Below are 25,886 nucleotides of genomic sequence, written 5' to 3'. Positions count from 1 at the left end.
GCAAGACGCTCGACTGGGATACCCCAGCCGAGCGTCTACGTGATCTACTCACCACCTAGAACCAGTGGTGTTGCGACGACCCCTGGAACCCAAGGGGGCATGATCCCTGGACTGGGCCTCTTGCTTTTGGTGGGCCGATTTGGGCCCCGTGCCCCCTGCGTGCCCGTTAGGCCGAGGGGGCCTCTTCGCCGGCGGCGGTCGTGCCCCGGCCGAGCTTCTCGTTGATCGCCGCATCCATGCCGTCAGCGATCTTCTTGTCGCGCTCGCTGGTGGCGTGTTGGTAGATCAGCGCCGCGCGGACGGAGGCGTGCCCCATACGAGCCATCAGCTCTTTGAGACTAGCGCCAGTGGTGGCCGCCAGGGTGTTGCCGGTGTGCCGCAGATCGTAGAACCGGAAGTCGGGCATGCCCGCCTTGTCGCGGGCCTTCTTCCAGATCCGGCCGAAGGACGTGCGACGGAACGGGGCGCCCTTCTCGCCGACGAACAGCAGACCCTTGGGGCCCTTCTCGGCGAATTGGTCGAGGTGCGTCCTGACGTCGGGCAGCACCACGGCGGGGATGGTCACGGTGCGCTTCCCAGCCTCGGACTTGGTGTCGCCCACGACGCGTCGGCCGGTGTTCAGCTCGGGAGCGGCGAGGCGAACGCGGACGGTGGCGGCGGTGAGGTTGATGTCCGAGCGGCGAAGCTCGGCGAGTTCTTCCGGGTGATTTGTTGCCCTAGATCATGCTTGGACCAGAGCGGACACGATGCCGACGCAGTCACTCCGTCACTTGCGAAGCTAGCAAGGGCGTTATGCGGGTCATCACCGTGTGGCCAGAATCTGAGCCACAATCAGTCCAAGCCCCTTAGCCATCCTCACGGGTACAGCATTGCCGATCTGCCGCTCGATCGCTCCGTAGTTACCCGAAAACCTGTATCCGACGGGGAAGGTCTGAAATGTTGCGGCTTCCCTGAGGGTCAGTCCCCGATTCTCTGTCGGGTGAACAAACCTTCCACAGGCTGGCGTAGTGCAACGAGTAGTCATGGTGGGGGCAGGCTCATTCAGTTTTACCCGCCCGTACGATGAGGCGGCAGAGCGCCCCTTTACTTTCTGATGGCATGCCAGCTGATGTTCAGTGGGGAGATCGAACCTGCCTCCCCCGATCGGAATAGCAGCAATGCGTGCAGCAACGGCTTCACTCGGCTGTCTGGTGATCCCAAGTGGGTCGCCAGGGCGGCTGAAGCGAGCAAGCTGGGCGAGCGCTTGGCCAGCGGTCCGAGTGTTGCGCGAAAAGCTTTTTGGAAGAAAGTCCATCAGGGCCGCAGAGGGATCTATTGTCCGATTTCCTCGGATGCCAACGAGAATGAATCGCTTTCGCCTCTGGGGGACGCCAAATGATGCAGCGTCTAGCGATGACTCTATAAAGCTATATCCGATTGCTTCAAGTTTGGAGATCAGCTGACCCAGTCGCCTGTCACGCCTAAGGCCGGGGACATTCTCAAGCAGAATTGCTCGCGGCTTCATCTTTTTGACAAATCGCGCAATATCCAGGACCAGATCATTGCGCTGTTCGTCAATTTGGCCGCTGGCAAGAGTCGAAAATCCCTGACACGGTGGGCACGCCTTCAAGAGGTCGAGCTGCCCGGCCTTCAATCCAGAAACCTTCATGAGAGTCGAAGGACTGATCTGCCTGACATCTGCCTCGAACAGGCGGACGCGTGAATGGTTCGCTCGATAGGTCTCGGCGGCCTCGGGATCGTTCTCGACTGCAGCGAGAACACTGAAGCCGGCATCCCGGAGGCCCTGCGTAGCACCTCCGGCCCCAGCGAAGAGGTCAATGGCACTTAGGGCAGGCATGGCGCGATCTTAGCGTGTCACACCAGCAAAAGCACGCGAATCGGTAGCGCGGCAGTCACCCATGGTTCACACTGACGTACTCAGAGGAACCTTCCCAGCGGGATGCGCGAGAGGGCGTGGCAGCATGACTGACCATGGCGTAGCCAAGGATGACTTCGGGGCTGCTGAGGGTGCGCTGTTCGCGGCGACGCTGCCTAGCCAGCCTGGGCCCGGACGACGAAGTGCAACGTCTGACTCAGGCGAATCGGACAAACCGTATGTTATGCGCATTAGTCGTCTCACAGTCGACAAACTGGGCATCAAGATGTACGACCGTGTCGCAGCTGTGCTGGCCGAGGTAATCGCTAATGCATACGACGCTGATGCAGAGAACGTGACTGTTTCTCTCCCATGGGGAGTGTTTCTTGCGTCTCAACCCGGACATGCGCCAGTCGGACCGTACGAGATCACCATCACGGATGACGGCCATGGAATGACGCCCGAGGAAGTGAATCGACACTATCTAACCGTGGGATCCGACAGGCGAACTCGCTTTGGCAAGGATTGTTCCAGAGACAAGAGCCGGCCAGTCATGGGCCGTAAGGGCATCGGCAAACTGGCGCCGTTCGGAATTTGCGAAACGGTAGAAGTGATCACCGCGGGTGGGGACAAGACTGAGCGCGGCTATCGTGTCGCGCATCTAATTCTGTCGCTCAATGACATTCTAGACGACACTGAAAGTGATTATCACCCCCAGCCGGGCGAAGTAAATGGAACGTGGGCGCCGAGTCGAGGCACAACCGTCAAACTGCGAGACTTCCGCAGAAAGCGCGTGCCCAGCGGGGAGGAGCTCGATAAGCAGCTCTCCGCCCGATTCGGAATTCAGCGAACTGACTGGGATGTCGAGATTGTCAACTCCCTTCCCATTCTCTTCGAAGAGTCTTTCCATCTGGGGCAGCTGAAGATTGATCTCCTCGAAGCTACTCGGATGGATGTCAGCGATCGGTTCGTAATGACCGATTCCGGCGATCGTTTGCCAATTTCCGGCTGGCTGGCCTATACGCGAAAGCCGTATAAGGACTCGGCCATGGCGGGGGTTCGCATCTTCTCTCGCGGGAAGATCGTCTCTCAGACTCGCGACTTCGGTATTGCCTCCGGATTTCATGGCGAATATAGTATTCGCTCGTATCTGGTTGGAGAAATCCATGCTGAATGGTTGGATGAAGACGAGGATCTAGTTCGCTCTGACCGTCAGGACATCATCTGGAGTTCTGAATACGGTGAGGCTCTCGCCCGGTGGGGCCAGGACACGATTAAGGAGCTTGCAAAACGCGGAAAGACAGCTCTCAATGAGCAGGGGTGGAAGGACTTTGAAGAGGCATCCCAGCTCTCAGTCCGCCTAGAAAGTGATGCGCCGGGCGACAAGAAATTCCAGGAGTCGGTAACGGCGGCAGCGAAGCTGCTAGTCACGAATAGGGATCGAGAAGCGCTAGCCGATAAAGATCACGTGGAGCAGATTTACCAACTTGCCAAGAATATTGGCCCACACAAGTCGCTGCTCGATGCTCTTCATTCGGTCTCCGAAACATCTGAGAGTGCGCTTGATATCGTAGTTGGGCTTTTCGAAAAAGCCCGAGTGGCTGAAATGTACTCCCTTGGCCAGGTGGCGCATGAGCGGATCGAAGTGCTCAATAAGCTCTCGGCTCTCATCACGGATGGGGCTACGCTTGAGCGGCCACTGCAAGAGCTGATCGAGCAAGCTCCTTGGCTACTGGCACCAGAGTGGACGCCGCTCGGCATGAATGAGTCTCTGGAACGAGTCCGTCGATCGTTCGAGGTCTGGTACCAGAAAAAGACCGGGACTGCGCTGGTGACATCTGCTATCAATCGCCAGAAGAAGGAACCGGATTTTGTGCTGCTGCATGACTCCGGAACTCTCTGGATCGTTGAAATTAAAAGGATGAACTACCATCTCACTGACGCCGAGTATCTCCGAGCCGTCGACTACCTGAGTGACCTGAATCAGTTTCTTAATGATAATCCCACGCTCGGAAATCAATTCCCTGTCAGGAAACTGACGATCGTGGCTGATCACATCAACCGGCTTAGCAGTGTATCTAAGTCTTCCCTGAATCAAGACCCTCGCATTAATGTCCGCGGATGGCACGAAATCCTGGACGATACTGAGAGGGCGCATCGAGACTTTTTGGCGAGAGTCGACGATGTGCGTCGTACCGGTGGCAACGGCAACTAGATCGCAGATGTTGCTCAGTGTGCCGTCGACGGTTGCGTGTGCTGGAGCTGCCGGCGGCATGTCTGATGTGGGGGCGTGCCCTTCGCGTGCCCGAGCGGTAAACCACGGGCAGCTGAGGCCAGTCGAGGGGCTGAAGATGGGGCCGCCAAGATGTCCATAATGGCAGGTCAGGCCCCTTGTTCAGGAGTCTAGTTGGCGAAGATTCCCAAGCTTGTAGCGCGAGTTCGATTCTCGTCGCCCGCTCAGCGCAAAGCCCAGGTCATTGACCTGGGGCTTGCTTGTTGTCTAGACCAATTCCGGGTGCGCCCGCGACAGCTGTCCACCCGGGGAGCCGGGTGGACAGCTGTGCCACTCATCGACGGAGCACGTTGCCGACACTGGGCTCCGAGATGACTCGGGCGATGTACGCCGCAGCCCGGGACAGCGAGCGACACAGCGGACGGGAGGCGAGCGAGAGTCACAGACCGCGGCGGCCCCGGTGCGCGCACCCGACCCGCACACGAAGGCGTCGCTGGTGGCCGCCCTCACCGACGCCGTCCGCGACTGCGACGAGCGGGGCCTGCGCCGGCTGCTGGCCCGCTTGGCCGAACAGGTCACCATCGCCGACCTGCACACCCTTCGCGACGCACTCGGCCCCCGGCGCCACCGCGGCCGGCGGCCAGGCCCCCGATAGCCGGTACGGAACAGCCACGCCGGGACGGCGGCCCGTCCGATCGCCTGTGAGGCAGGTCATAGGAACCGGAGTGGGTGGGGGACCAGATAGGGGGCGTGGACTCTTCAGATCGAGATGTGCGCGCGCGGGTGCGGGCCGGTGACCGGGACGCGTTCGGCGGGCTCTTCGACACGCATGCGCGCGCGGTGTACAACCACGTGTTCCGGCTCACTGGGAACTGGTCGACGGCGGAGGACGTGATGTCGTTGACGTTCCTGGAGGCCTGGCGCCGGCACGACCGGGTCGAGGCGGAGGGCGGGTCGCTGCGGCCCTGGCTGCTGGGCATCGCCACGAGACTGGTCAGCAACCAGCGCCGGGCCGCCCGGCGGCACTGGCAGGTACTGGCGCAGCTCCCGCGGGCACGCGAGGACGTTCCCGACTTCGCGCAGGAGGTGGCCGGACGGATCGACGACGCGGCGCGGATCGCGGTCCTGCACCAGGCGCTGGCGCGGTTGCGCCGTCCGGACCGTGAGGTGCTGGCCTTGTGCGTGTGGGCGGGCCTGGACTACCAGGAGGCCGCCGAGGCCCTGGGCGTACCGGTAGGCACCGTGCGCTCACGCCTGTCCCGGGCCCGGGCCCGGCTGCACCGTCTCGCCGAGACGGCCCAGCGCCGGGTGCAGCGGGAAAAAGTGGAACCCGGCCGCAGCCGGAACCAGATCCAGGGTGGGTCCGCGAGCGCGGCCCCGTCCCCGAAGGAGGTACACCAGTGAACGCCGGACAGCGGCCGGAGCCGGTCGAGCGCGCGGAACTGCTCGGGCAGGTGCCCGTGCCGGCCGAGCGTGACCTCCCCGCAGGACGCCACGCCCTACACCGGGAGCGCCTGATGCGTCAGATCGACCTCGACCTCGACACCCCCATCCCCACCCCAGCCCCCGCCAGGCCGCGCTTTCGGCGGCGGCTGGCTGTCACCCTCGCCGGTGCGCTCGTTGTGGGTACGGCCGTGGCCGTGGTCGCGACACAGTCCTCGCGGGGCGGCGGCAGCGGGCCGCTGAGCTCTGCGGAACTGGCCAGCTGGACGGGCGTCCCGGCACCGCTGGCCGCTTCGACGGGCCCGGGCGCCATCGCTGAGAAGTGGTGCCTGGACCGGATGACCGCCGGCCCCGGCGCCGGGGCACCCGTCACGATCACCAACGCGGACCTGCGGGGCAAGGTCGCCTCCATGATCGTCAACCGCGGTGGCAACGCCATGCTCTGCTACGTCGCCTCGGAGACCAGCGGTCTGTGGGAGGCGATCGACCCGGTGAAGCCCGTGGCACCCGATGCGGTCACGGACGACACGGGCGGCTCCCACGGTGACGGGGACGCCACGTTCAACTACGCGCAGGGCTCCGTCGGGGCCGACGTCAAGGCGATCACCATGCAGGTCGCCGGACGTACCTTCCAAGTCACCGTGGCGGACGGCCGCTGGACCGCCTGGTGGCCCGGCTCCACGTCACACGCCGGCGTCCCCGACACGGTCACCGTCACCCTCTCCGACGGCACCACCCGCATCGTCAGCGGCAGCTCGCTCATCGCCAGGTGAGACTTCCGGGTGCGCCGGAGGCAACCGCTGAGCGCCGCCGGGCCGGGCCGGCCGAGACTCGTCCGGCGGCCACCCGGCCAGGGCCGTGGGGGCGGACTCCCCGGCGGCCCGGTAGCGGAGCACGGCGGGCGGCGGGGCCTGCCGCTGCCATTCGGATGACCGTTCCCGCCGGTCGCGCGGGGCACGGTGCGCCGACGCCCCCGTCGGCAGGGGGTGCACGACTAGCGCACGAGTAGGGCCGGTATGCAGAGGTCAACAGGGGCAAGGAGAGGCGCCGAGTCGCGGTGCGGCGCGTGCCGTGCGCCAGGTATGCGAACCGCTGCCGGTGACCAGGGGTGCAAATCGCCGCAAGGGGGCGCGCGTGGGGCACTTCTGGCGTCCTGCAAGCATGTCCGGTCACATCAGGACAGATTGCGGATGCCCCACCATGGGCGTCCTCAGGGGAAGGGACGCCCATGGCACAGGCGGTCATTGCGTTGCTCGGCTTCGGCGCGTTGTTCTTGGTGGTCGGACTGGTCGGGGGAACTGCGCCGGTGCAGTGGGTTCCGGTGATCGCCACCATGAAGCGCTGGGAGAAGTGGCTTTGCGAGGCCTTAGGGGTCGTCCTGCTCTTCAGCGGCGCCGGGGTGATCTACGTCGCGGTCTCCCCCGCGAGCAGCAGTGCCGCGCAGGCCGCAGGTTCGTCACACTCGCCCACATCTACACAGACGCCGAGCCCCACGCCGACGCCAACGGGCATGCCAACGGACACGCCGACGCCTACAGACACGCCGACGCCAACGGACACGCCGACACCTACCGACACGCTGACGGACAGCGCCGGCGCGCAGCCTGCGCAGGTCACGCTGACGAACCTCGACCCGACTGCCGTACGAGGGGGTCTCGTGCACGAGGCGGTGAAGATGCAGGGGATCGAGTACGGAACGGCCGAGGTCATGGGGTGCACCGCCGACGAGTCGGCCATCACGTGGGACGTGTCCGGCTACACGAGGATGACGCTCACCCTCGGGATCCCGAGCGACGACCCACCGAGCGAGGTGAACGCCGCCGTGAGAGTCATGTTCACCAACCACGGTGACGGCGTACCCCTGGTACCGACCGCGACCTCATCCGTCGGTCACACGGTGGCCCTCACCGTGCCGCTCAGTGGCGTGGATCAGTTGACGATCGGGTGCACCGACGTGCCGGGGCCGTCCGGGTCGGGGAATTCCAGCATCCGCGTCGCCCTCGCGAACGCCACCCTTCTGCAGTAGGAACTCGCCACCTGGGGCTTGCTTGTTGTCTGGATCAGGTGGGTGGGTCAGTGGCGGTCGGAGGTTCGGTCGGCGGCTTGGGCCTTGAGGGCGCGTTCGATGCCGGCGCGGGCCTCGATCATCTTGCGGCGCAGGGCTGGGGCCGGGTCGGTGGTGGTGAGCCAGGTGTCGGTGGCGTCCAGGGTGGCCTGCTCGATCTGGAGGGCGGGGTAGAGGCCGACGATGAGTTGCTGGGCGATCTCGTGGCTGCGGGTCTCCCAGATGCCCTGCACCGCGGCGAAGTACTTGGCGGTGTACGGCGCGAGGAGCTCGCGCTGGTCGGCCTGGTTGATGCCGGCGATGACCGCGTCCTGGACGTAGTTGGTGAGTTGGTCGCTCTCCACCACCGAGGCCCAGGCCTCGGCCTTGGCGGCGGCGGTCGGGCGGGCGGCGCGGCAGCTGGCGGCGTGTTTCTGGCCCTCGGCGGTGTTGTCCCGCTGCACCTCGGCGTCGATCGCCTTGTCGTCGGCGCGGCCGGTCGCGACCAGGCGGAGGAGCAGTGTCCAGCGGAGCTCGGTGTCGACGGCCAGGCCGTCCAGTTCCACCGAGCCGTCCAGCAGTGCGGCGAGCAGGTCGAGTTGTGTGTCGGAGTGTGCCGCGCCGGCCAGGGTGCGGGCCCAGGCGAGCTGGTGGTCGCTGCCGGGGGCGGCTGCGCGCAGCTGCTGTTCGGCGGTGGTGGCCCAGCGGGCCTGGCCTTCGGTGCGCCAGGTGGGGTCGGCGTAGGCGTCGAGGGCGAGCTTGACCTGGCGCTGGACGGACTGGACGACGCCGATGTCGGACTCGCGGGGCAGGCCGGCGATGGCGAGGGCGAGGTAGTCGCGGGTGGCCATCTCGCCGTCGCGGGTCATGTCCCAGGCGGCGGCCCAGACCAGTGCGCGCGGCAGCGTGTCGGTGAACGCGCCGAGGTGCTCGGTGACGACGGCCAGCGAGTGGGCGTCCAGGCGCAGCTTGGCGTAGGAGAGGTCGTCGTCGTTGAGTAGCACGACGGAGGGTCGCGGGCGGCCGGTCAGCTGCGGGACGGCGGTGCGTTCGCCGTCGACGTCCAGTTCGATGCGGTCGGTGCGGACCAGTTGGCCGTCGGTCAGCTGGTAGCTGCCGATGGCGATGCGGTGGGGGCGCAGGGCGGCCTGGCCCTTGGCGCCGGCGGGCAGCGCGGGGGCCTCCTGGACGACGGTGAAGGAGCTGACCAGGCCGTCGGCGCCGATCTCGATCTCGGGGCGCAGGATGTTGATGCCGGCGGTCTCCAGCCAGGCCTTCGACCAGGACTTGAGGTCGCGGCCGCTGGCCCTCTCCAGGGCGCCGAGCAGGTCGGGCAGGGTGGTGTTGCCCCAGGCGTGCTGCTTGAAGTAGGCCTGCAGGCCCTTGAAGAACGCGTCCTGGCCGACGTACGCCACCAGCTGCTTGAGGACCGAGGCGCCCTTGGCGTAGGTGATGCCGTCGAAGTTGACCTGGACGTCCTCCAGGTCGTTGATCTCGGCCATGATCGGGTGCGTGGACGGCAGTTGGTCCTGCCGGTACGCCCAGGTCTTCATCTGGTTGGCGAAGGTGGTCCAGGAGTTCGGCCACTTCGACTCCGGTGCATCGGCCTGGCAGGCCGCCTCGGCGAAGGTGGCGAACGACTCGTTGAGCCAGAGGTCGTTCCACCACTGCATGGTGACCAGGTTGCCGAACCACATGTGGGCGAGCTCGTGCAGGATGATGCTGGCACGCAGCTCGTAGGAGGCGTCGGTGACCTTGGAGCGGAAGACGTACTGGTCGCGCAGGGTCACCGCGCCGGCGTTCTCCATCGCGCCGGCGTTGAACTCCGGTACGAACAGCTGGTCGTACTTCTCGAACGGGTAGGCGCAGCCGAACTTCTCCTGGAAGTAGGCGAAGCCCTGCCTGGTGACCGCGAAGATCGCCTCCGGGTCCAGGAACTCCCGCAGTGAGGGCCGGCAGTAGATGCCGAGCGGGACGCTCTGGGCGCCGTCGGTGTACTCGTCGAAGACGCCGACGTACGGGCCGGCGATCAGCGCGGTGATGTAGGTGGAGATCCGGCCGGTCGGGGCGAAGTTCCAGACCTGGGTGTCGCCGTCGCCGTCGCCGTCGCCGTCGCCGTCGCCGATGGGCTGCGGGGTGGGGGAGTTGGAGACCACGACCCAGCCGCGCGGGGCGGTCACCGTGAAGGTGAAGGCGGCTTTGAGGTCGGGCTGCTCGAACGAGGCGAACACCCGGCGGGCGTCCGGGACCTCGAACTGCGTGTAGAGGTAGGTCTCGCCGTCGACCGGGTCGACGAAGCGGTGCAGGCCCTCGCCGGTGTTGGTGTACGCGCAGTCGGCGACCACCCGCAGCTCGTTCTCGGCGGCCAGGCCGGTCAGCGCGATCCGGCTGTCCACGAAGCAGGACAGCGGAAGCGACTCGCCGTTCAGCACGATCTCGTGGACGGCCGGGGCGACCAGGTCGATGAAGGTGGCGGCACCGGGCTCGGCGGCCGTGAACCGGACCACGGTGGTGGACCGGAACGTGCCGCCGTCACGGGCCGAGCTCAGGTCGAGCTCGATGTCGTACGCGTCCACGTGGAGGAGCTGGGCCCGGGTCCGGGCCTCCTCACGGGTCAAGTTGGTGCCGGGCACCGGCAGGTCTCCTTCGTCGGGTGGTGGGGGTTCAGCTGGCGGCGTGCCTCACAGGTGGCGGCCCCACCACTCCAGGATCGCGTCGAACCGGGCCAGCCGGTGGCTCGGCAGACCGGTGCGGGACATGTCGTGCCCCTCGCCGGGGAAAAGCAGCATCTCGACCGGAACCTTGCGCAGCTTCAGCTCCGTGAAGAGGCGCTGTGCCTGCTCGGTCGGGCAGTGCCGGTCCTCCTCCGACTGGATGATCATCATCGGGGTCTGCATCCGGTCCACATGGGTGAGCGGGCTCTGCTCGGCCCAACTCTCCCGGTCAGCGCCGTAGAGGGCGACCGCGAGGTCGAAACCGGCGTCGTTGGTCGCGGCGTAGCTGTCGATGGCGTACGCGCCGCGCTCGCCGATCACGGCCTTGAACCGGTCTCCGTGATGGGCGTTGAACCAGGCGGCCATGTAGCCGCCGAAGGAGCCGCCCATCACGCCGACGCGCTCGCTGTCCAGGTCGGGCGAGGTGAGGGCGTGGTCGAGGATGGCGAGCAGGTCGACGGTGGACTTGTTGGCGAGGTCGTCCATGACGTACGAACCGTGGGCCTGTCCGTAGCCGGCGCAGCCGCGCGGGTTGCCGAGGATCACGGCGTAGCCGGCGCTTGCGTAGACCTGGGCCTCGTCGAAGGCGGCCGGGCCGTTGAGGGTGTAGCCCCACTGGGTGAAGGGTCCGCCCTTGATCTGGAGCAGGACAGGGTGCGGGCCGGGTCCGGCGGGACGGACGATCCAGCCGTGCAGCGGGTAGCCGTCCGGGGCGGTGGCGGTGAACTCCTCCATCGGCAGCAGACCGCCGCGCTCGCGCAGTTCGTCGCCGTAGGGCGTCAGGACACGCTCGGTCCCGTTCTGCCAGACCAGCAGGTCGCCGCCGCTCTCGGCACTGGCGACGACGGCGGCGATCGTCACGCCGTCGGGGGTCTCGGCGACGGCGTAGCCGTTCACCTGGCGGTGGCCGACGATCACGGGCTTGGGCTCGCCGCCGTCGTAGGGCACCAGGATCAGGTTGACCTCGCCGCGCCGGTCGTCGCCGAAGTAGACGCCCTCGGTGGTGGGCCAGATGGTCTGGCTGGCGAAGCTGAGGTGACGGTCCTCGTCGGTGAAGCGAAGCGGCTCGGCGGAGCCGTCGACGGGCACGGTCCACAGGCCGTAGCAGGCGGTGGCGCAGGGGCGGTTGTGCTTGTCGAGCTCGGTGCCGACGAAGATCACGGACGAGCCGTCGGGGGCGAAGCGCGGGGTGAACGCGTACATGCCGCCGTTGGTGACGGCGCGCAGGCCGGTTCCGTCCGCGCCGACGGCCCAGATGTCGTTGCGGAAGTCGTCGCCGGCCTCCTCGTGGCGGGCGGAGATGAACACCAGCTGCCGGCTGTCCGGGCTCCAGGTGAGGTCGCCGTTGTCCGCAGGGCCGCTGGTGATCCGCACCGGCGCAGCGGAGGTGTCGAACGGGTCGATGACGAAGATCTGGCGGGGCCGGTCGACGGTGTAGCCGAGGCCGTCCGTCTGGTAGCGCAGGGTGGTGATCCGGCGGGGCTTCTCCGCGCGCGGGTCACCCGTGTAGCGGCCGGCCTCGGGGACGCGGCTGGTGTAGGCGATCCGGCTGGAGTCCGGGCTCCAGACCGGCTGGCCGGCGCCCATCGGCTCCTCGGTGACGGGGTACGCCTCGCCGCCGTCCATCGGCAGCAGGTGGATCTGCGGGCGGCCGTTGGAGCCGGCACGCAGGAACGCGAGGTGGCGTCCGTCGGGGGAGAAGGCGGGGGCGCCGTCGTGCGCGCCCTGGGTGATGCGGCGGGCCGGGCGGGTGCCGCTGGTGTCGAGCAGCAGCAGTTCGACGGAGTACGTGTCGGCGGCGATGTCGGGGCGGCTCACCTCGACGACGGCGTGGCGGCCGTCGCCGGAGAGGGTGGGCCGTCCGAGGGCGGGGAGCAGCTCGATGTCGGTGGGAAGCATGGGTGTGGACCTCACAGAAGGGAGAAGCGCGATTCGGGGTCGAGGAACAGGCCGTCGCCGCTTGTCAGGTGGAAGGCGTCGTAGAACGCCGCAACGTGGCTGAGCACGCCGTTGCAGCGGAATTCGGCGGGCGGGTGGCGGTCGGAGGCGAGGCGTTGGGCCATCCGCTCCGGGGTGGTCTTGGCGCGCCACATCGACGCCCAGTGGACGAAGAACCGCCGGGTCTGCTCGGGGTCGCTGCCGGTGTGCCGGGTGAAGGCGGTGTGCGCGACGGTCACGCCGGCGACGTCGGCCATGTTCTCGCCGACCGTGCGGGCCCCGCTGACCTTGCGTCCGCCCTGGCCCTCGGGCTCGTACCGGTCGTACTGGTCGATCAGCAGCTGGGTGCGGCGGGTGAACTCGGCGCGGTCCTCGGGCGTCCACCAGTTCCGCAGGCGGCCGCGGCCGTCGTAGCGGGAGCCTCTGGCGTCGAACGCGTGGGACATCTCGTGGCCGATGATCGCGCCGAGGACCGCGAAGTTGCGTGCCGGGTCACCGGCGGGGTCGAAGACCGGCGGCTGGAGCAGCCCGGCGGGGATGACCACCTGGTTGAGCCCGTGCCGGTAGTACGCGGTGACCTGATGCGGGTGGACCTTCCACTCGGAACGGTCGACAGGGCGGCCGAGGCGGGCGAGCTGGCCCGCGAGGTGCAGGGCCCGGCCGCGCGTGACGTTGCCCATCAGGTCGGTCGGGTCCACCCACTGCTCGTGCTGCACCGCCCTGCTGCGCGGGTGACCGATCTCGAAGACCATGCTGTCGAGCTTTTCCAGGGCTGCGGCGCGAGTGATCGGCGCCATCCACTCGGCGCGTTCGAGGCGTTCGCGGAAGCTGCTCCTGAGCGCGTCCGCCAGCTCGGTGACGGCCTCGACGGTGCCCGGGGCCAGGTGCTGGGCGAGGTAGCGGTCGGCCACGGCGTCACCGGCGAAGGTCTCCACGAAGGAGATGGCCCGCATCCAGCGGGGCCTGGGTTCGGTGAAGCCCTTCAGGGTCCGTCCGTAGAACGCGAAGTTGTCCGCGAACACCTCGCGCGGGCCGAACGGCACCATCTCGTGGACGTAGCGCCAGGAGAGCCAGAGCTTGAGTTCGTCCAGGCTGTGCGAGGACCACCAGGCGTCGAGGGCGTCGGGGAAGCCGGGCTGACGCACCCGGACGGTCGCCTGGGACGGTACGTCGCCGAGGCCGCGAAGCCACGCCGCCCAGGGGAAGCCCGGTGTGCGCGAGGCGAGTCGGGCGACCGTCGAGGCCAGCGGCTGCTCCGGGCGGGTGCCGGCCGCGGGGAGCGTGTGGAGGTGTGCCAACTCCGTTTCCAGGCGCAGGAGTTCCCTTGCGGCGGTGGCCGGGTCGGGCAGGCCCGCGTGCGTCAGCATCACCGTCATGTGCTCGGCGTACTGGGTGCGCAGTGGCCGGCCTTCGTCGCTCCGGTACGCGGCCGGCGGGAGGCCCAGGCCGGCCTGGGAGAGGACCAGGACGTACTCGTCCGCGTCGGCGGTGTCCACCGCGACCGAGAAGTCCAGTGCTCCGCCGATGCCCTGGGCCTGGAGCCGGCCCATCGCCCCGGCCAGCTCCGCGGGGTCGGCCGCCGACCGGATGGCGGCGAGGCCGGCGTCGAGAGCCGTCGTGCCCAGCCGCTCGATGCGGTCCTCGTCCATGAAGCTGGCGTGCAGGTCGGCGATCTGACGACTGGCCGGGGTGCGGTCGGCGGTGTGCTCGTCGACCGTCCGCCGGATGACCGCCTCGGCGTCGTCCTGCACCTTGTCCGCCAGCAGCGTCAGAGTGGTGGCCTCGGCCCGGTGCGCCGGCAGGACGTATGCCTGGCTCCAGCGCCCGTTGACGTACCGATAGAAGTCGTCCTGCGGCCTGATGGCGGGGTCGAGTTCCAGGTCGCCCGGCTGACCGGCAGGAGCCGGCGCCAGGTCCGAGGCCACCGTCATCAGACGGCCTCGCCCAGGCGGGCGCCCGCCGGGGCGCTGTCCGTGGCGGCGCTGTCCGCGGTCCGCAGGACGCGACTGGCGAAGGCGCCCAGGGCCACGAGGGTGAACAGGCCGGCGGCCAGGAAGCCGAAGCGCGGCGTGGCGAAGCTCATGATCGCGCCGCCGACGAGGTAGCCGATCGCCGGGCCGGTGTTGGACACCGCGCCCAGGGCGGCGAAGGCCCGGCCGCGGTGGGTGTCGGGCACCCGGACGTTGAGCAGGATGTGCGTCACCGTGGCCTGCGCGCCGTTGCCGATGCCGCCCACGAAGTAGAACGGCGCGATCCACCAGACACTGGGGGCCAGTCCGGCGCCGAGGATCGCCACGGCGATGCAGACGAACGAGCCGATCAGGAAGACCTCGTGGCTGAACCGCTTGACCTTGCGCACCAGCAGCCCGCCCGGGAGCAGGCCGAGCATCCAGGCCGACATGATCAGGCCGTAGGTCTGCTCGGAGGCGCCGAAGGTCTGGCGGACGTAGAAGACGATCAGGACGTTGATGATGCTCGCGGCCGCCATGACAGCGCCGCTGAGCACCAGGACGGCGCTCAGGAAGCGGTCCGATCGCACCTTGTAGGAGGACTCGCTCTTGGCGGCGGTCTTGGCGCCGGCGCCTGCCGCGGCGCCGCGGCCCTTGTGCAGCCGGGTCCTGATGAGCAGTCCGCCCGCCACGACCGCCGTGAAGCTGACCGCGTCGGCCCACAGCGGGACCGACACACCGAAGTGGCTGATCAGGAAACCGGCGATGCCGGGGGCCGCCACCATGCCGGCCATGGCCGTGGTCTGGGAGATCGAGGACGCCCGCGGGACGTTCTCCTTGCCCACGATCGCGCTCGGCAGCGCGCCGAACACCGGGTGGGTGAAGGCGAGTCCGGAGGACAGCAGGACGGACAGCGCGATCAGGACGGCGGGCGAGGTCCACATCGTCATCGCGACGCAGATCAGGGCCTGCAAGGAGCCCACCGTGACCATCAGGGTGCGGCTGTCGAAGCGGTCCGCGGCCTTGCCCGTCACCGGCGAGAGCAGGACGGGGGGAACGGTCGCCGCGAGCAGCAGCGCCATCACGGAGTAGGAGCTGGCGCCGTTGGCCTGCAGCTGGAGGGCGATCGCGGTCGCGGCGATGATGTCACCGGCGAAGGACAGCCCGCGCATCCCGGCCAGGAGGTAGACGTCCCGCCAGGCGACCTTCGGCACGGGCGGTGCCTGCTCGACGACGGGTGTGCTGGTGTCGACAGCCATCTCGTGGCTCACTTCCTCTTCTCGGCAAGAACTTGGGTGGTCGCACCGGTCGGTGCGCTTTCGGTGACATCACGGGCCTCGGCAGGCCCGACGACTTCGAGCACGCCGAGCCGGGCCAGTTGCCGGGCGGCGGCGAGTGAGCGAGCCTCGCCCGCTCCGGGGAGCAGCTCGGCGGCCGGCAGCGGGTGCCCCCCGGCCAGGGACCCGATGGCCGCCGCGACGGCGTCGGGCACCGCCAACCGGTGGCCGTTGACCTGGATTCCGGTCCGGCCACCGTCGCCGGCGCCGATCTGGACCGGCATCGCGCTGCGGCGCACCAGGGTGTCGGCGGCCACCGCGTCCACGGCTGCCAGCCGTGCGAACTCCCGCTTCCCGGCCGCGCCGCCGGCCCGGCCCAGGGCCGCCAGCCGCCTCGTCTCCGCTGCCGCGTCGAGGCCTGCGAGCCGCTCGGTCAGCACCCGGAGCCGGCCCGCCAGTTCAGCGGAAGCGGTCTCGTGCCGGCCGTCGCCGAGGCAGGGGAAGGCGTGGAACTCGTCGTCCTCGACGAGGGCCGCGACCGTCTCCTTCACCAGGTCGCGCCAGCGGCGCGGTTTGACGCCCACCGACAGGTGCACCGACAGCTCGCTCCTGGCGGCCGCCGCGTGCGGGGTGCCGTGCGGCACGTAGAGGACGTCGCCCGGAGTGAGCGTCACCTCCAGGACGGGATCGCCGAGCTCCTCGAGCGTGTACGAGCCCTCGTCGCCCGGTCGGACCTGCGGCGTGTCCCAGACCCGCCAGGTCTTGGTGCCGTCCACCTGCACGACGTACACGTCGATCGAGTCGCGGTGCGGTGAGAAGCCCTCGGTGCGGGCCGGCGTCGCGAAGAGCACGACCTCCGCCTCGCACGCGAGCGCCTCGGTGAACGGCTGCGCCAGGCGGCGGGCCGAGGGCAGCACGTGGTTCAGCGCGTTCCAGGTGACCGTGCCACCCGAACGGAACAGCTCGTACACCTTCTGCGGGTTCACGGCCTCCGCGAGCGCCGCCCCCCGGGCCACCGTGCGCGTGTAGGCGCTGCTGGGCACACCCTTGCCGCCCTTGGTCACCCGCAGGTACGAGGGCGGCGTCGTCTCCAGGGCCAGGATGTCGTCGAGCTGCCGGACCGAGGGCAGGCCCTCCAGGCGGCCGGCCAGAGCCCCCGTGCGCAGCAGCGGCTTCTTGTTGAAGTACTCGGCGAGGAACTCGTCTCGACTGCCGACGAAGTCCTCGAAGGAATAGGTCTCCACCTGCTCTACCTCCCGCTAGTGGATCCGGACGGTCACCGTCGTGCGGAGAGGAACCGCCGGGAGGGCGCTGCGGACCCACCGGTGTGGTCGGTGGGCCGCAGCGCCCTCGCCGGTCCCTTCTCACGGGGCCGGGCGACGATGCGTCAGCCGGCGGAGGCCAGCTCGAAGACGCCCAGCCGGGTGAGTCCCTGCGCGGCCTTCGTGGAGCGGAGCGCCTCCACACCGGGGAACACATCCGACGCCGCGATCGACGCATCCGGGCCGAGCGCGGCCAGGGTCTCGACGATCGGCGTGGGCACCGCGATCTTGTGGCCGTTGACGGTCAGCTCGGTACGGCCGTTCTCGTCCTGGCCGAAGGTCAGCGGCGCCTTGCCGCGCCGCAGCAGGTCGTCGGGGCCGAGGCCGTCCAGGTTCGCGATCGCCTCGAAGGCGCTTCCGCGGGAGCTGCCGTCCATGTGCCGGCCCAACTCGGCCAGCCGGTCGAGTTCCCCGGCCGCCTCCACGGATTCCAGCCGCGCCACGAGCGCGCGGACCTTCTCCTTGAACACCGACTCCACGGTCGCGTCGCGCAGCTCGCCGATGTACGGGTACTCGTTGAACTCTTCAGCATCGGCGACGAGTTCCTCGAAGGTCTGCTGAAGCAGGTCCTTCCACATCCGCGGCCGCATCATGATCGACAGGTGCAGCGAAGCCTTGCCCTCGGCGGCGGCCGCGTGCGGCGTGCCGTACGGCAGGTAGAGCACGTCGCCGGGCTCCAGGGAGACCTCGATCTCCGGCTCCCCGAGTCCCTCGAGGGTGTACTGCGCGGCGTCGCTCAGACGCTCGGCCGGCGGGTTCCACAGCTTCCAGTGCTTGGTGCCCTCGAGCTGGACGATGAACAGGTCGACCGGGTCGTGGTGGGGCGGGTAGCCCTTCTTGCCGGTCGGGGTGAGGAACGCGACGGAGTCCGTGCGGACGGCCATCCTGTCGCTGATGAGCCGGGTGAAGTCACGCAGCTCCGGGACGATCTGGTTCAGCGAGCACCAGGTGACGGTGGCGCCGGCGCGGAACAGCTCGTAGATCTTCTCCGGGTCGACCACGTCGGTGACGGTCTGGCCCTGGATGACCACGTTGCGGGTGTAGCCCTGCTCGGGCACACCGGTGCCCTTGAGGTTGACCTTGATGTACGGCGGTCGGACAACCTCCAGGTTGACCAACCGGTCCAGCTTGCGGAGCGAGAGTATGTCGCGCGGGTCCCCCGGCACGGCCTTCTTCCGCAGCATGGGCTTTTTGTTGAAGTACTCGGCGAAGAAGACGTTCTCGTCTCCCACCAGGTCAGTGAATGCGTAGTCCACCATGCCTGCCTCCCATTCGGATTGAGATCTACAAGGCCGGGGTGGCCCGTGAACATTCAGGGAGGGGTGGCGCCCCACGAGGCGCCACCCTTCACCTGCGAGTTACTGCACTACTCCAGGGTTAATTACTGGATGTTGGTGTAGTACGAGGTCGCGAGGAGCTCCTCGGCGGTCTCGATGAACTCGATGTCGTCGAAGTCGACGTTCTCCATGGTGCACTTCCCTTCGTATCTCCCCGGGGTCTCCCGGGGCAGTGATGAAATCTTGTCGCAGCGGCCGGATATGCGTCAACCGATCAACATTCACGGTGAACACTGTCCAACTGATCGCCGAATGCGGTCGGACACCGGAAAACAAAAAAGCGAAGGGGCGGCGTCATGACGACGCCGCCCTTCACTCGTTCAAGCTACAGGAACAATTACTGGATGTTCGTGTAGTACGAGGTCGCGAGGAGCTCCTCGGCGGTCTCGATGAACTCGATGTCGTCGAAGTCGACGTTCTCCATGGTGCACTTCCCTTCGTATCTCCCCGGGGTTCCCCGGGGCAGTGATGAAATCTTGTCGCAGCGGCCGGATATGCGTCAACCGATCAACATTCACGGTGAACACTGTTCAACTGATCGCCGAATGCGGTCGAACACCGGGAAAGCAAAAAGCCCGGATGCCGTCCATCGACGGCATCCGGGCTCACGTGTGTTCTCGCACCGGCGAGGTGCGCATGCCTCGGCCTGCTTACGCGGGCTCCTGCCCCTCGGACAGCAGCCGGCCGTAGTTCGCCAGCGAGCGGTTGTACCGCGGCAGGTGCTTGGCGAGCGCGACGAGTGCCAGCGTCAGCGCCTCGCGCTCCCGGCCCAGGTCGGCGAGTGCCAGCGCCAGGAACCCGGCGACCGCGTCGTCGAGCTGGTCGGATCCCTCCCCGAGCTCCTTCGTCAGCAGGGCGACGCTCTCCTCGGCCTGACCGAGGTTGCGGATGGAGCTGGACAGCTGGATCACCGCCCTGCGGCGGCGCACCCCCGTGAGGCCGACAGCCAGCGCCTGCCGGTAGAGCGGGGCCGCCCGGTCCGAATGGCCGGTGGAGTCGTTCGCGCAGGCCAGCTCGAACAGCGCCCGGGCATCGCCCTCGGGCAGCTCGCCGGCCAAGGCCTGGACCTTCGCGAAGAACTCCTCGCCCTCGTGGTCGTCGATCGTCGCCCACAGAGCGGCGACGCGCTCCTCCCAGGCCATTTCGAATGTGGTCACAGCGTCAGCCTCTCTAGGGTCCGTCCATTGCGAAGGGGCGGCGTCATGGCGACGCCGCCCTTCACTCGTTCAATCTACAGGAACAATTACTGGATGTTCGTGTAGTACGAGGTCGCGAGGAGCTCCTCGGCGGTCTCGATGAACTCGATGTCGTCGAAGTCGACGTTCTCCATGGTGCACTTCCCTTCGTATCTCCCCGGGGTTCCCCGAGGCAGTGATGAGATCTTGGCCCGCCGACCGGATCCCCGTCAACCGGTGTTCAACTGCACGGATATCGCGGTTGGACACGTGCGGGACGGGTCTCCTTGACGGAGGCTTCGCGGTCTGCCAAAGATCTGCTGCCGAAAGAATTCCCAGGGAGATCTTTGGGGTGTCGCTCCCGCAGGCGGGCGGCCCTGGCGCGCACGTGAATGGAGCAACAAATGAGTGACATACTCGTCCAGCCGGTGCTGCGGTCGCCCGAGATCGATGCCGGCCGCCTTCTGCACCGTATTCGGGAGCTGGCGCGCATCGGCCTGGACGACAGTACGGGCGGAATTACCCGGGAAGGCTTCAGCGCCGCCGATCGCAGGGCCCAGGCGTACCTGATGGGCCAGGCCCGCGAGGCCGGCCTGGCCCCGGCCGTGGACGCCGCAGGGAATGTCCTCATCCGCCGGAGCTCGTCCGACGGGCACAGCACCGACCGGCCGGCCATCCTCATGGGATCCCATCTGGACACGGTCGTGAACGGCGGCCGACTCGACGGCGCGTACGGCGTGCTCGCGGCACTCGAAGTGCTGCAGGCCTGTGCCGAGGCGGGCGTCGAGTCACGCTACGACCTGGTCGCGGCCGCCTTCGCCAATGAGGAGGGCGCGCTCTTCCCCCAGCCGTTCTGGGGGTCGATGGCGCTCGCCGGACGGCTGGCGGACCTGCCCCGGGAGCCGCTGGACCACCGCGGCCGGCCACTTCGCGACGCCCTGCGGGCAGCGGGCGGCGACCTGGACGCGCTGGGCAGTGCGGTCTGGCCGCACGGCTCGGTGGCGGCCTACCTGGAGCTCCACATCGAGCAGGGTCCGGTCCTGGAACGGGCGGGCCACTCGATCGGGATCGTCGAGGCCATCACCGGACGCTCGTTGCTGACGATCCAGGTGCGCGGCAGCGCGGGCCACTCGGGCACGACCCCCATGGAGGGGAGGCACGACGCGCTGGCCGCGGCGGCCCGGGTGGTGCTGGCCGCGGAGGAGATCAGCCGGGGGCAGGGCCTGTGCAGGGTCGCCACCGTCGGCCGCGTGGACCCGCACCCGAACACGCCGAACACGATCGCCGGCGCCGTCCGGATGACCGTGGACCTGCGCGACACCGACGCCGGCCGGCTGAGTGCCGCCGAGCGGGCACTGCGCACCGCGCTCCAGCGGATCGCGTCCCGGACCGGGACCGAGATCGACGTGGTGGCGGACACCCGCTCGGCGCCGGTCGCGGCCGACCGCCGACTGCGCGCGGCCATCGCGCACAGTGCCGACGAACTGCGGCTGTCCCACATGCCGTTGCCCAGTGGGGCCGGACACGACGCGCAGATCGTCGCCGATATCGCCCCCATCGCCATGATCTTCGTTCCCAGCATCGGCGGGCTCAGCCATGTGCCCGAGGAGGACACCAAGCCGGCGGACCTGGTCGGTGGCGCCCAGGTCCTGCTGCGCACCGTGCTTCGCGCCGCTGCGACCGAGCGCATCTGACCCACCCGCCCGGCTGATCCGGGCGGCACCCGCAGGACATGACCCAACCCAATCAACAAGGAGCACTCATGCGGACGACAGTTGGACCGGGCACGAGCATCGCGGTGTTCTGCGGCGCTCGACCCGGTGTTCACCCGGACCACCTCGCCCTCGCCCGGGACCTCGGCGCGGAGCTCGTCCGCCGAGGCGCCGGCCTGGTGTACGGCGCAGGCGGGGTCGGTGTGATGGGCGCGATCGCCGACAGCGTCTTCGAGGCCGGCGGCGACGTCACCGGGGTGGTCCCGGGCGTGCTGCGCGAGCGTGAGCGTTCCGAGGAGCCGCGCGGGACGATCCACGTGGTCTCCACGATGCACGAGCGCAAGTCGCTGATGTACCGCCTCGCTTCGGGGTTCGCCGTGCTGCCCGGCGGCATCGGCACGCTCGACGAACTGATGGAGGTCGCGACCTGGAACCAGCTGGGGATCATGGCCAAGCCCATCGTGGTCGTCAACCACAAGGGGTTCTTCGATCCCCTGCTCGCACTCCTCGACCACCTCGTCCGGGAGGGATTCCTGGCACTGCACGAACGCCGTCTGATCCAGGTCGCCCACACCCCCGAGGACGCCTGCGACCTGCTCGGACTGCCGGTACTGACCGCTGCTGCGGCGGCCTGAAGCGCTGAGGGTCCGGACGGCCGTGCGACGGCCGTCCGGATTCGACTGCCGGACCGGAAAACGCCGTTGGCCACCCCTGAGGAGGGGTGGCCAACGGCGTTTCGGACGCGTCAGACCCTAGCCGGGGAGCTGCTGCTCGCCCAGGGCGCGCAGACCGCGGGCGAGTGAGGAGCGCTGTGTCTCGCTGAGGCCCGCGGTCAGCTCCGCGTCCACGGTCTCGGCCGCGCCGACGCAGCAGGCGAGCAGCCGCCGTCCCTCGCCGGTCAGGCTGAGGACCTGCCGCCGCCGGTCCTCCGGATCGCGCACCCGCTCGACGGCGCCCAGCTCCTGCAGTTGGTCCGCGAGGGCGACGATCAGGCTGGGCGCCACCCCGAGTCGGCTCGCCAACTCCTGCTGCGAGGCCGCGGCCCCGGCATCGAGCGCGGCGAGCACTCCGGCGTGCTTGGGCTTGAGCCCGAGCGCCTCGACCTGCGCCGCGAAGCGGTCGGCAGCCAGGGTGCCGAGCGTGCCCAGCTGGAAGACGACGGTGGCGCGGAGCGCCTCTGCGCCCTTGTTTCCCTTGACATCACTCATGCGCAGAATGGTACCGTCCAACTATCGTTCAGAGCTCGAATGATTATGGGGGAGATGAGATGGACACTCTGCTTGCCGCCAACGCCCTGGCCGCGCTGGTGAGCGCGGGATCGAGCGTCGCCGGGGTGCTGCGCCCGGGGCTGGCTCTGCCGAAGGGGGAACCGGTCACCGTGGGGACGGACCTGTACGCACGCGCCTACGCCGCCCGGGCGGTGCCGCTGGGGTTGGCGGCGGCCCTGCTGGCGGCGACCGGAACGAAGGCCGCCGTCTGGCCCGTGCTGGCCGTCGCGGGACTGGCCCAGGTTGGGGACTCCGCGATCGGCGCCAGGCATCGGAACGCCGGCATGGCCCTCGGTGCGGGAGCCTTCGCGGTGCTTCACCTCGTGTCCGCCTGGTGGCTGGCCCGATGAGCGCGGTGGTGGACGTCCTCGCCTTCGCGTCGGAGCTCGCGGTCTACGGAGCAGCGGTGTGGTGGGCCTGGACCCTGCGTCGCCCGCGGGCGCTCCGACTGGTCACCGCGGTGGTGGCGGCGGGTCTTCTCGCCTTGGTCTGGGGGGAGTTCGCGGCCCCCACCGCCACCCGTCCGTTGCACGGCGCCTGGCGCGCCGCCTTCGAGCTCTGCTGGTTCGGCGCGGGCGCGCTGGCCGCCTTCCGCGCCTGGAAGTCGAAGCCCCGCTAGGCGGCGTCGGAGCTCAGGCGGCGCCGAGCTTCTGCAGGATGAGGTCCTTGACGCGGGCGGCGTCGGCCTGGCCGCGGGTGGTCTTCATGACCGCGCCGACCAGGGCGCCGACCGCGGCGACCTTGCCGTCGCGGATCTTGTCGGCGATCGCCGGGTTGTCCGCGATGGCCTGGTCGACGGCCGCGCCGAGCGCGGAGTCGTCCGAGACGACGGCCAGGCCGCGCGCCGCGACGACCTCGTCCGGCTCGCCCTGGCCGGCCAGCACGCCCTCGATGACCTGGCGGGCCAGCTTGTCGTTCAGCTTGCCCTCCGCCACCAGCGCACACACCCGCGCCACCTGGCCGGGGGTGATCGGCTGCTCGGACAGGTCGGTACCGCTCTCGTTGGCCCGCCGGGCCAGCTCACCCATCCACCACTTGCGGGCCTGGTCGGCGGGGGCACCGGCCGCGATGGTCTCCAGGATCGGCTGCACCGCACCGGCGTTCAGCACCGACTGCATGTCCTGGTCCGACAGGCCCCACTCGCCCTGCAACCGGGCCCGGCGCAGCCGCGGCAGCTCCGGCAGCGCGGCCCGCAGCTCCTCCACCCACGCAAGGGCCGGGGCGATCGGGACCAGGTCGGGCTCGGGGAAGTAGCGGTAGTCCTCGGCGTTGTCCTTGATCCGGCCGGCCGTGGTGGAGCCGTCCTCCTCGTGGAAGTGCCGGGTCTCCTGGACGATCGTCCCGCCGTCGTCCAGCACCGTGGCGTGCCGCATGATCTCGAACCGGGCGGCCCGCTCCACGCTGCGCAGCGAGTTGACGTTCTTGGTCTCCGAGCGGGTGCCGAACTTCTCGCGGCCGTGCGGGCGCAGCGACAGGTTGACGTCGCAGCGCATCTGGCCCTTGTCCATCCGGGCCTCGGAGACGCCCAGCGCCTTGATCAGCTCGCGCAGTTCGGCGACGTAGGCCTTGGCGACCTCGGGGGCCCGCACGCCCGCGCCCTCGATCGGCTTGGTGACGATCTCGATCAGCGGTATGCCGGCCCGGTTGTAGTCGAGCAGCGAGTGCGAGGCGCCGTGGATGCGGCCGGTGGCGCCGCCGATGTGCGAGGACTTGCCGGTGTCCTCCTCCATGTGGGCGCGCTCGATCTGCACCCGGAAGATCTCGCCGTCCTCCAGCTGCACGTCGAGGTAGCCGTTGAAGGCGATCGGCTCGTCGTACTGCGAGGTCTGGAAGTTCTTCGGCATGTCCGGGTAGAAGTAGTTCTTCCGCGCGAACCGGCACCACTGCGCGATCTCGCAGTTCAGCGCCAGGCCGATCTTGATCGCCGACTCCACGCCGATCGCGTTGACCACCGGCAGCGACCCGGGCAGGCCCAGACACGTCGGGCAGGTCTGACTGTTCGGCTCGGCCCCGAGGGTGGTCGAACAACCGCAGAACATCTTCGTCCTGGTACCCAGCTCGACATGGACCTCCAGGCCCATCACCGGGTCGTAGGAAGCCATCGCGTCGTCGTAGTTCACAGCGCTCCGATCGTCCGGAGCGGTTCGCCCCACTTGTCGTCGAGTGCGGCCTCGACGGCGCCGCCCACCCGGTACAGGCGGTCGTCCGCCATCGCGGGAGCGATGATCTGCAGGCCGACCGGGAGACCGTCCTCCGGGGCGAGCCCGCAGGGCAGCGACATGGCCGCGTTGCCCGCGAGGTTCGACGGAATCGTGCAGAGGTCGGCCAGGTACATCGCCATCGGGTCGTCCACCCGCTCGCCGATCGGGAACGCGGTGGTCGGCATGGTCGGCGAGACCAGCACGTCCACGCCCGCGAAGGCCGCGTCGAAGTCGCGCGAGATCAGCGTGCGGACCTTCTGGGCCGAGCCGTAGTAGGCGTCGTAGTACCCGGAGGAGAGCGCGTAGGTGCCCAGGATGATCCGGCGCTTGACCTCCGGGCCGAAGCCGGCTCCGCGGGTGAGCGCGGCGACCTGCTCCGAGGAGGCGAGGCCGTCGTCGCCGACCCGCAGGCCGTAGCGCATCGCGTCGAAGCGGGCCAGGTTGGAGGAGGCCTCGCTCGGCGCGATCAGGTAGTACGCCGGCAGCGCGAGAGTGAACGACGGGCAGGAGACCTCGACGACCTCGGCGCCCAACTCGCGCAGCAGCTCCACGCTCTCGTTGAACCGCTGCATGACACCGGCCTGGTAGCCCTCGCCCGCGAACTCCTTGACCACGCCGATCCGCATGCCGCGCACGTCGCGCAGCTTGGCGGCCGCGACGACGGCCGGGACAGGCGCGTCGATGGAGGTCGAGTCCAGCGGGTCGTGGCCGGCGATCGCCTCGTGCAGCAGCGCCGCGTCCAGCACGGTGCGGGCGCACGGGCCGCCCTGGTCGAGCGAGGAGGAGTAGGCGACCAGGCCGTAGCGGGAGACCGAGCCGTAGGTCGGCTTCACACCCACCGTGCCGGTCAGGGCGGCAGGTTGGCGGATCGAGCCGCCGGTGTCGGTGCCGATCGCCAGCGGCGCCTGGTACGCGGCCAGCGCCGCGGCCGAACCGCCGCCGGAACCGCCCGGAACGCGGGTGAGGTCCCAGGGGTTGCGGGTGGGGCCGTAGGCGCTGTTCTCGGTGGAGGACCCCATGGCGAACTCGTCCATGTTGGTCTTGCCGAGGATGACCACGCCCGCGTCCTTCAGACGGGACGTCAGCGTCGCGTCGTAGGGCGGGATCCATCCCTCCAGGATCTTCGATCCGCAGGTGGTCGGCACGCCCTTGGTGGTGAAGACGTCCTTGAGCGCGAGCGGCACGCCGGCCAGCGGGCCGAGCTTCTCGCCGCGCGCCCGCCTGTCGTCGACGGAACGAGCGGTCGCCAGCGCGCCTTCGGTGTCGACGTGCAGGAAGGCGTTGACCAACGTGTCGACGGCGTCGATCCGGTCCAGGTGGGCCTGGGCCACCTCGACCGCGCTGACCTGGCCGCTCGCGATGGCGGTGGCCGTGTCGGCGGCGGTGTACTTGATGAGGTCGGTCATGAGGTCGGTCAT

At 68.8% G+C, this 25,886-nt stretch carries 19 protein-coding genes and 1 pseudogene; 9 read left to right on the top strand and 11 right to left on the bottom strand.

The window, feature by feature from the left end; all coding sequences use genetic code 11:
* Positions 1 to 166: 166 nt before the first annotated feature.
* Positions 167 to 688 (bottom strand): annotated as a pseudogene (locus P3T37_RS11620) (site-specific integrase); the annotation flags it as partial.
* A gap of 1,273 nt (positions 689 to 1,961) precedes the next feature.
* Between P3T37_RS11620 and P3T37_RS11615 the strand changes: the two are divergent.
* The 5 genes from P3T37_RS11615 (at position 1,962) to P3T37_RS11595 (ending at position 7,557) form a co-directional block, all read left to right on the top strand.
* Positions 1,962 to 4,070, top strand: a complete 2,109-nt coding sequence (locus tag P3T37_RS11615; RefSeq protein ID WP_280723436.1) for an ATP-binding protein — start codon at positions 1,962 to 1,964, stop codon at positions 4,068 to 4,070.
* Positions 4,071 to 4,548: 478 nt separating this feature from the next.
* Positions 4,549 to 4,743: a hypothetical protein gene (locus P3T37_RS11610; RefSeq protein WP_280723435.1), complete on the top strand. Its 195-nt coding sequence runs from the start codon at positions 4,549 to 4,551 to the stop codon at positions 4,741 to 4,743.
* A 116-nt stretch (positions 4,744 to 4,859) separates the two neighbouring features.
* The gene (locus P3T37_RS11605) at positions 4,860 to 5,492 is read left to right on the top strand and encodes an RNA polymerase sigma factor (protein WP_280723434.1); all 633 of its coding nucleotides are present in this window, start codon (positions 4,860 to 4,862) and stop codon (positions 5,490 to 5,492) included.
* The gene (locus P3T37_RS11600) at positions 5,489 to 6,304 is read left to right on the top strand and encodes a hypothetical protein (RefSeq protein WP_280723433.1); all 816 of its coding nucleotides are present in this window, start codon (positions 5,489 to 5,491) and stop codon (positions 6,302 to 6,304) included. The genes P3T37_RS11605 and P3T37_RS11600 overlap by 4 nt, the downstream gene beginning before the upstream one ends.
* A 455-nt stretch (positions 6,305 to 6,759) precedes the next feature.
* Positions 6,760 to 7,557, top strand: a complete 798-nt coding sequence (locus P3T37_RS11595; RefSeq protein WP_280723432.1) for a hypothetical protein — start codon at positions 6,760 to 6,762, stop codon at positions 7,555 to 7,557.
* A 47-nt stretch (positions 7,558 to 7,604) separates the two neighbouring features.
* On the opposite strand, the gene pepN is transcribed toward P3T37_RS11595, so the two are convergent.
* The 7 genes from pepN to P3T37_RS11560 form a co-directional block, all read right to left on the bottom strand.
* Positions 7,605 to 10,208 carry an aminopeptidase N gene (gene pepN / locus P3T37_RS11590; RefSeq protein ID WP_280723431.1) on the bottom strand — a complete coding sequence of 868 codons (2,604 nt, stop codon included), beginning with the start codon at positions 10,206 to 10,208 and terminating at the stop codon, positions 7,605 to 7,607.
* A 48-nt stretch (positions 10,209 to 10,256) separates the two neighbouring features.
* Complete coding sequence (locus P3T37_RS11585; RefSeq protein WP_280723430.1) at positions 10,257 to 12,188, bottom strand: S9 family peptidase; 1,932 nt, start codon at positions 12,186 to 12,188, stop codon at positions 10,257 to 10,259.
* An 11-nt stretch (positions 12,189 to 12,199) separates the two neighbouring features.
* Positions 12,200 to 14,158 (bottom strand): M13 family metallopeptidase, encoded by a 1,959-nt coding sequence (locus tag P3T37_RS11580; RefSeq protein WP_280723429.1) that lies wholly within the window; start codon positions 14,156 to 14,158, stop codon positions 12,200 to 12,202.
* Entirely contained in the window at positions 14,158 to 15,435 is a 1,278-nt protein-coding gene (locus P3T37_RS11575; RefSeq protein WP_280723428.1) for an MFS transporter, read from the bottom strand. The genes P3T37_RS11580 and P3T37_RS11575 overlap by 1 nt, the downstream gene beginning before the upstream one ends.
* Positions 15,436 to 15,443: 8 nt before the next feature.
* On the bottom strand, positions 15,444 to 16,697 hold the full coding sequence (locus P3T37_RS11570) for a cupin domain-containing protein (RefSeq protein WP_280723427.1): 1,254 nt from the start codon (positions 16,695 to 16,697) through the stop codon (positions 15,444 to 15,446).
* A gap of 143 nt (positions 16,698 to 16,840) precedes the next feature.
* On the bottom strand, positions 16,841 to 18,034 hold the full coding sequence (locus P3T37_RS11565) for a cupin domain-containing protein (protein WP_280723426.1): 1,194 nt from the start codon (positions 18,032 to 18,034) through the stop codon (positions 16,841 to 16,843).
* 728 nt (positions 18,035 to 18,762) lie between these two features.
* Positions 18,763 to 19,254: a tetratricopeptide repeat protein gene (locus tag P3T37_RS11560; protein ID WP_280723456.1), complete on the bottom strand. Its 492-nt coding sequence runs from the start codon at positions 19,252 to 19,254 to the stop codon at positions 18,763 to 18,765.
* A 437-nt stretch (positions 19,255 to 19,691) separates the two neighbouring features.
* Here P3T37_RS11560 and P3T37_RS11555 point away from each other — a divergent pair, with 437 nt between their 5' ends.
* Together P3T37_RS11555 and P3T37_RS11550 are read left to right on the top strand one after the other, a co-directional pair.
* Positions 19,692 to 20,981, top strand: a complete 1,290-nt coding sequence (locus P3T37_RS11555) for a Zn-dependent hydrolase (protein ID WP_280723425.1) — start codon at positions 19,692 to 19,694, stop codon at positions 20,979 to 20,981.
* Positions 20,982 to 21,049: 68 nt separating this feature from the next.
* On the top strand, positions 21,050 to 21,634 hold the full coding sequence (locus tag P3T37_RS11550) for a TIGR00730 family Rossman fold protein (protein WP_280723424.1): 585 nt from the start codon (positions 21,050 to 21,052) through the stop codon (positions 21,632 to 21,634).
* A 117-nt stretch (positions 21,635 to 21,751) separates the two neighbouring features.
* Here P3T37_RS11550 and P3T37_RS11545 read toward each other — a convergent pair whose 3' ends face one another.
* Positions 21,752 to 22,207 (bottom strand): MarR family winged helix-turn-helix transcriptional regulator, encoded by a 456-nt coding sequence (locus P3T37_RS11545; RefSeq protein WP_280723423.1) that lies wholly within the window; start codon positions 22,205 to 22,207, stop codon positions 21,752 to 21,754.
* A 59-nt stretch (positions 22,208 to 22,266) separates the two neighbouring features.
* Between P3T37_RS11545 and P3T37_RS11540 the strand changes: the two genes are divergently transcribed.
* The gene (locus P3T37_RS11540; protein WP_280723422.1) at positions 22,267 to 22,617 is read left to right on the top strand and encodes a hypothetical protein; all 351 of its coding nucleotides are present in this window, start codon (positions 22,267 to 22,269) and stop codon (positions 22,615 to 22,617) included.
* Positions 22,614 to 22,886, top strand: coding sequence for a YrdB family protein (locus tag P3T37_RS11535; protein WP_280723421.1), 273 nt, complete (start codon positions 22,614 to 22,616; stop codon positions 22,884 to 22,886). Before P3T37_RS11540 ends, P3T37_RS11535 begins: the two co-directional genes overlap by 4 nt.
* 13 nt (positions 22,887 to 22,899) lie before the next feature.
* Here P3T37_RS11535 and gatB read toward each other — a convergent pair whose 3' ends face one another.
* Together gatB and gatA are read right to left on the bottom strand one after the other, a co-directional pair.
* Positions 22,900 to 24,369 carry an Asp-tRNA(Asn)/Glu-tRNA(Gln) amidotransferase subunit GatB gene (gatB, locus tag P3T37_RS11530; RefSeq protein WP_280723455.1) on the bottom strand — a complete coding sequence of 490 codons (1,470 nt, stop codon included), beginning with the start codon at positions 24,367 to 24,369 and terminating at the stop codon, positions 22,900 to 22,902.
* 14 nt (positions 24,370 to 24,383) lie between these two features.
* The gene (gene gatA / locus P3T37_RS11525) at positions 24,384 to 25,874 is read right to left on the bottom strand and encodes an Asp-tRNA(Asn)/Glu-tRNA(Gln) amidotransferase subunit GatA (protein ID WP_280723454.1); all 1,491 of its coding nucleotides are present in this window, start codon (positions 25,872 to 25,874) and stop codon (positions 24,384 to 24,386) included.
* Positions 25,875 to 25,886: the final 12 nt, after the last annotated feature.

This window comes from Kitasatospora sp. MAA4 (assembly GCF_029893355.1).
In the GTDB taxonomy this organism is placed as follows: Bacteria; Actinomycetota; Actinomycetes; order Streptomycetales; family Streptomycetaceae; genus Kitasatospora.
Note: the sequence above shows the minus strand (reverse complement) of the source record. Positions and strands in the feature narration are given on the sequence as shown.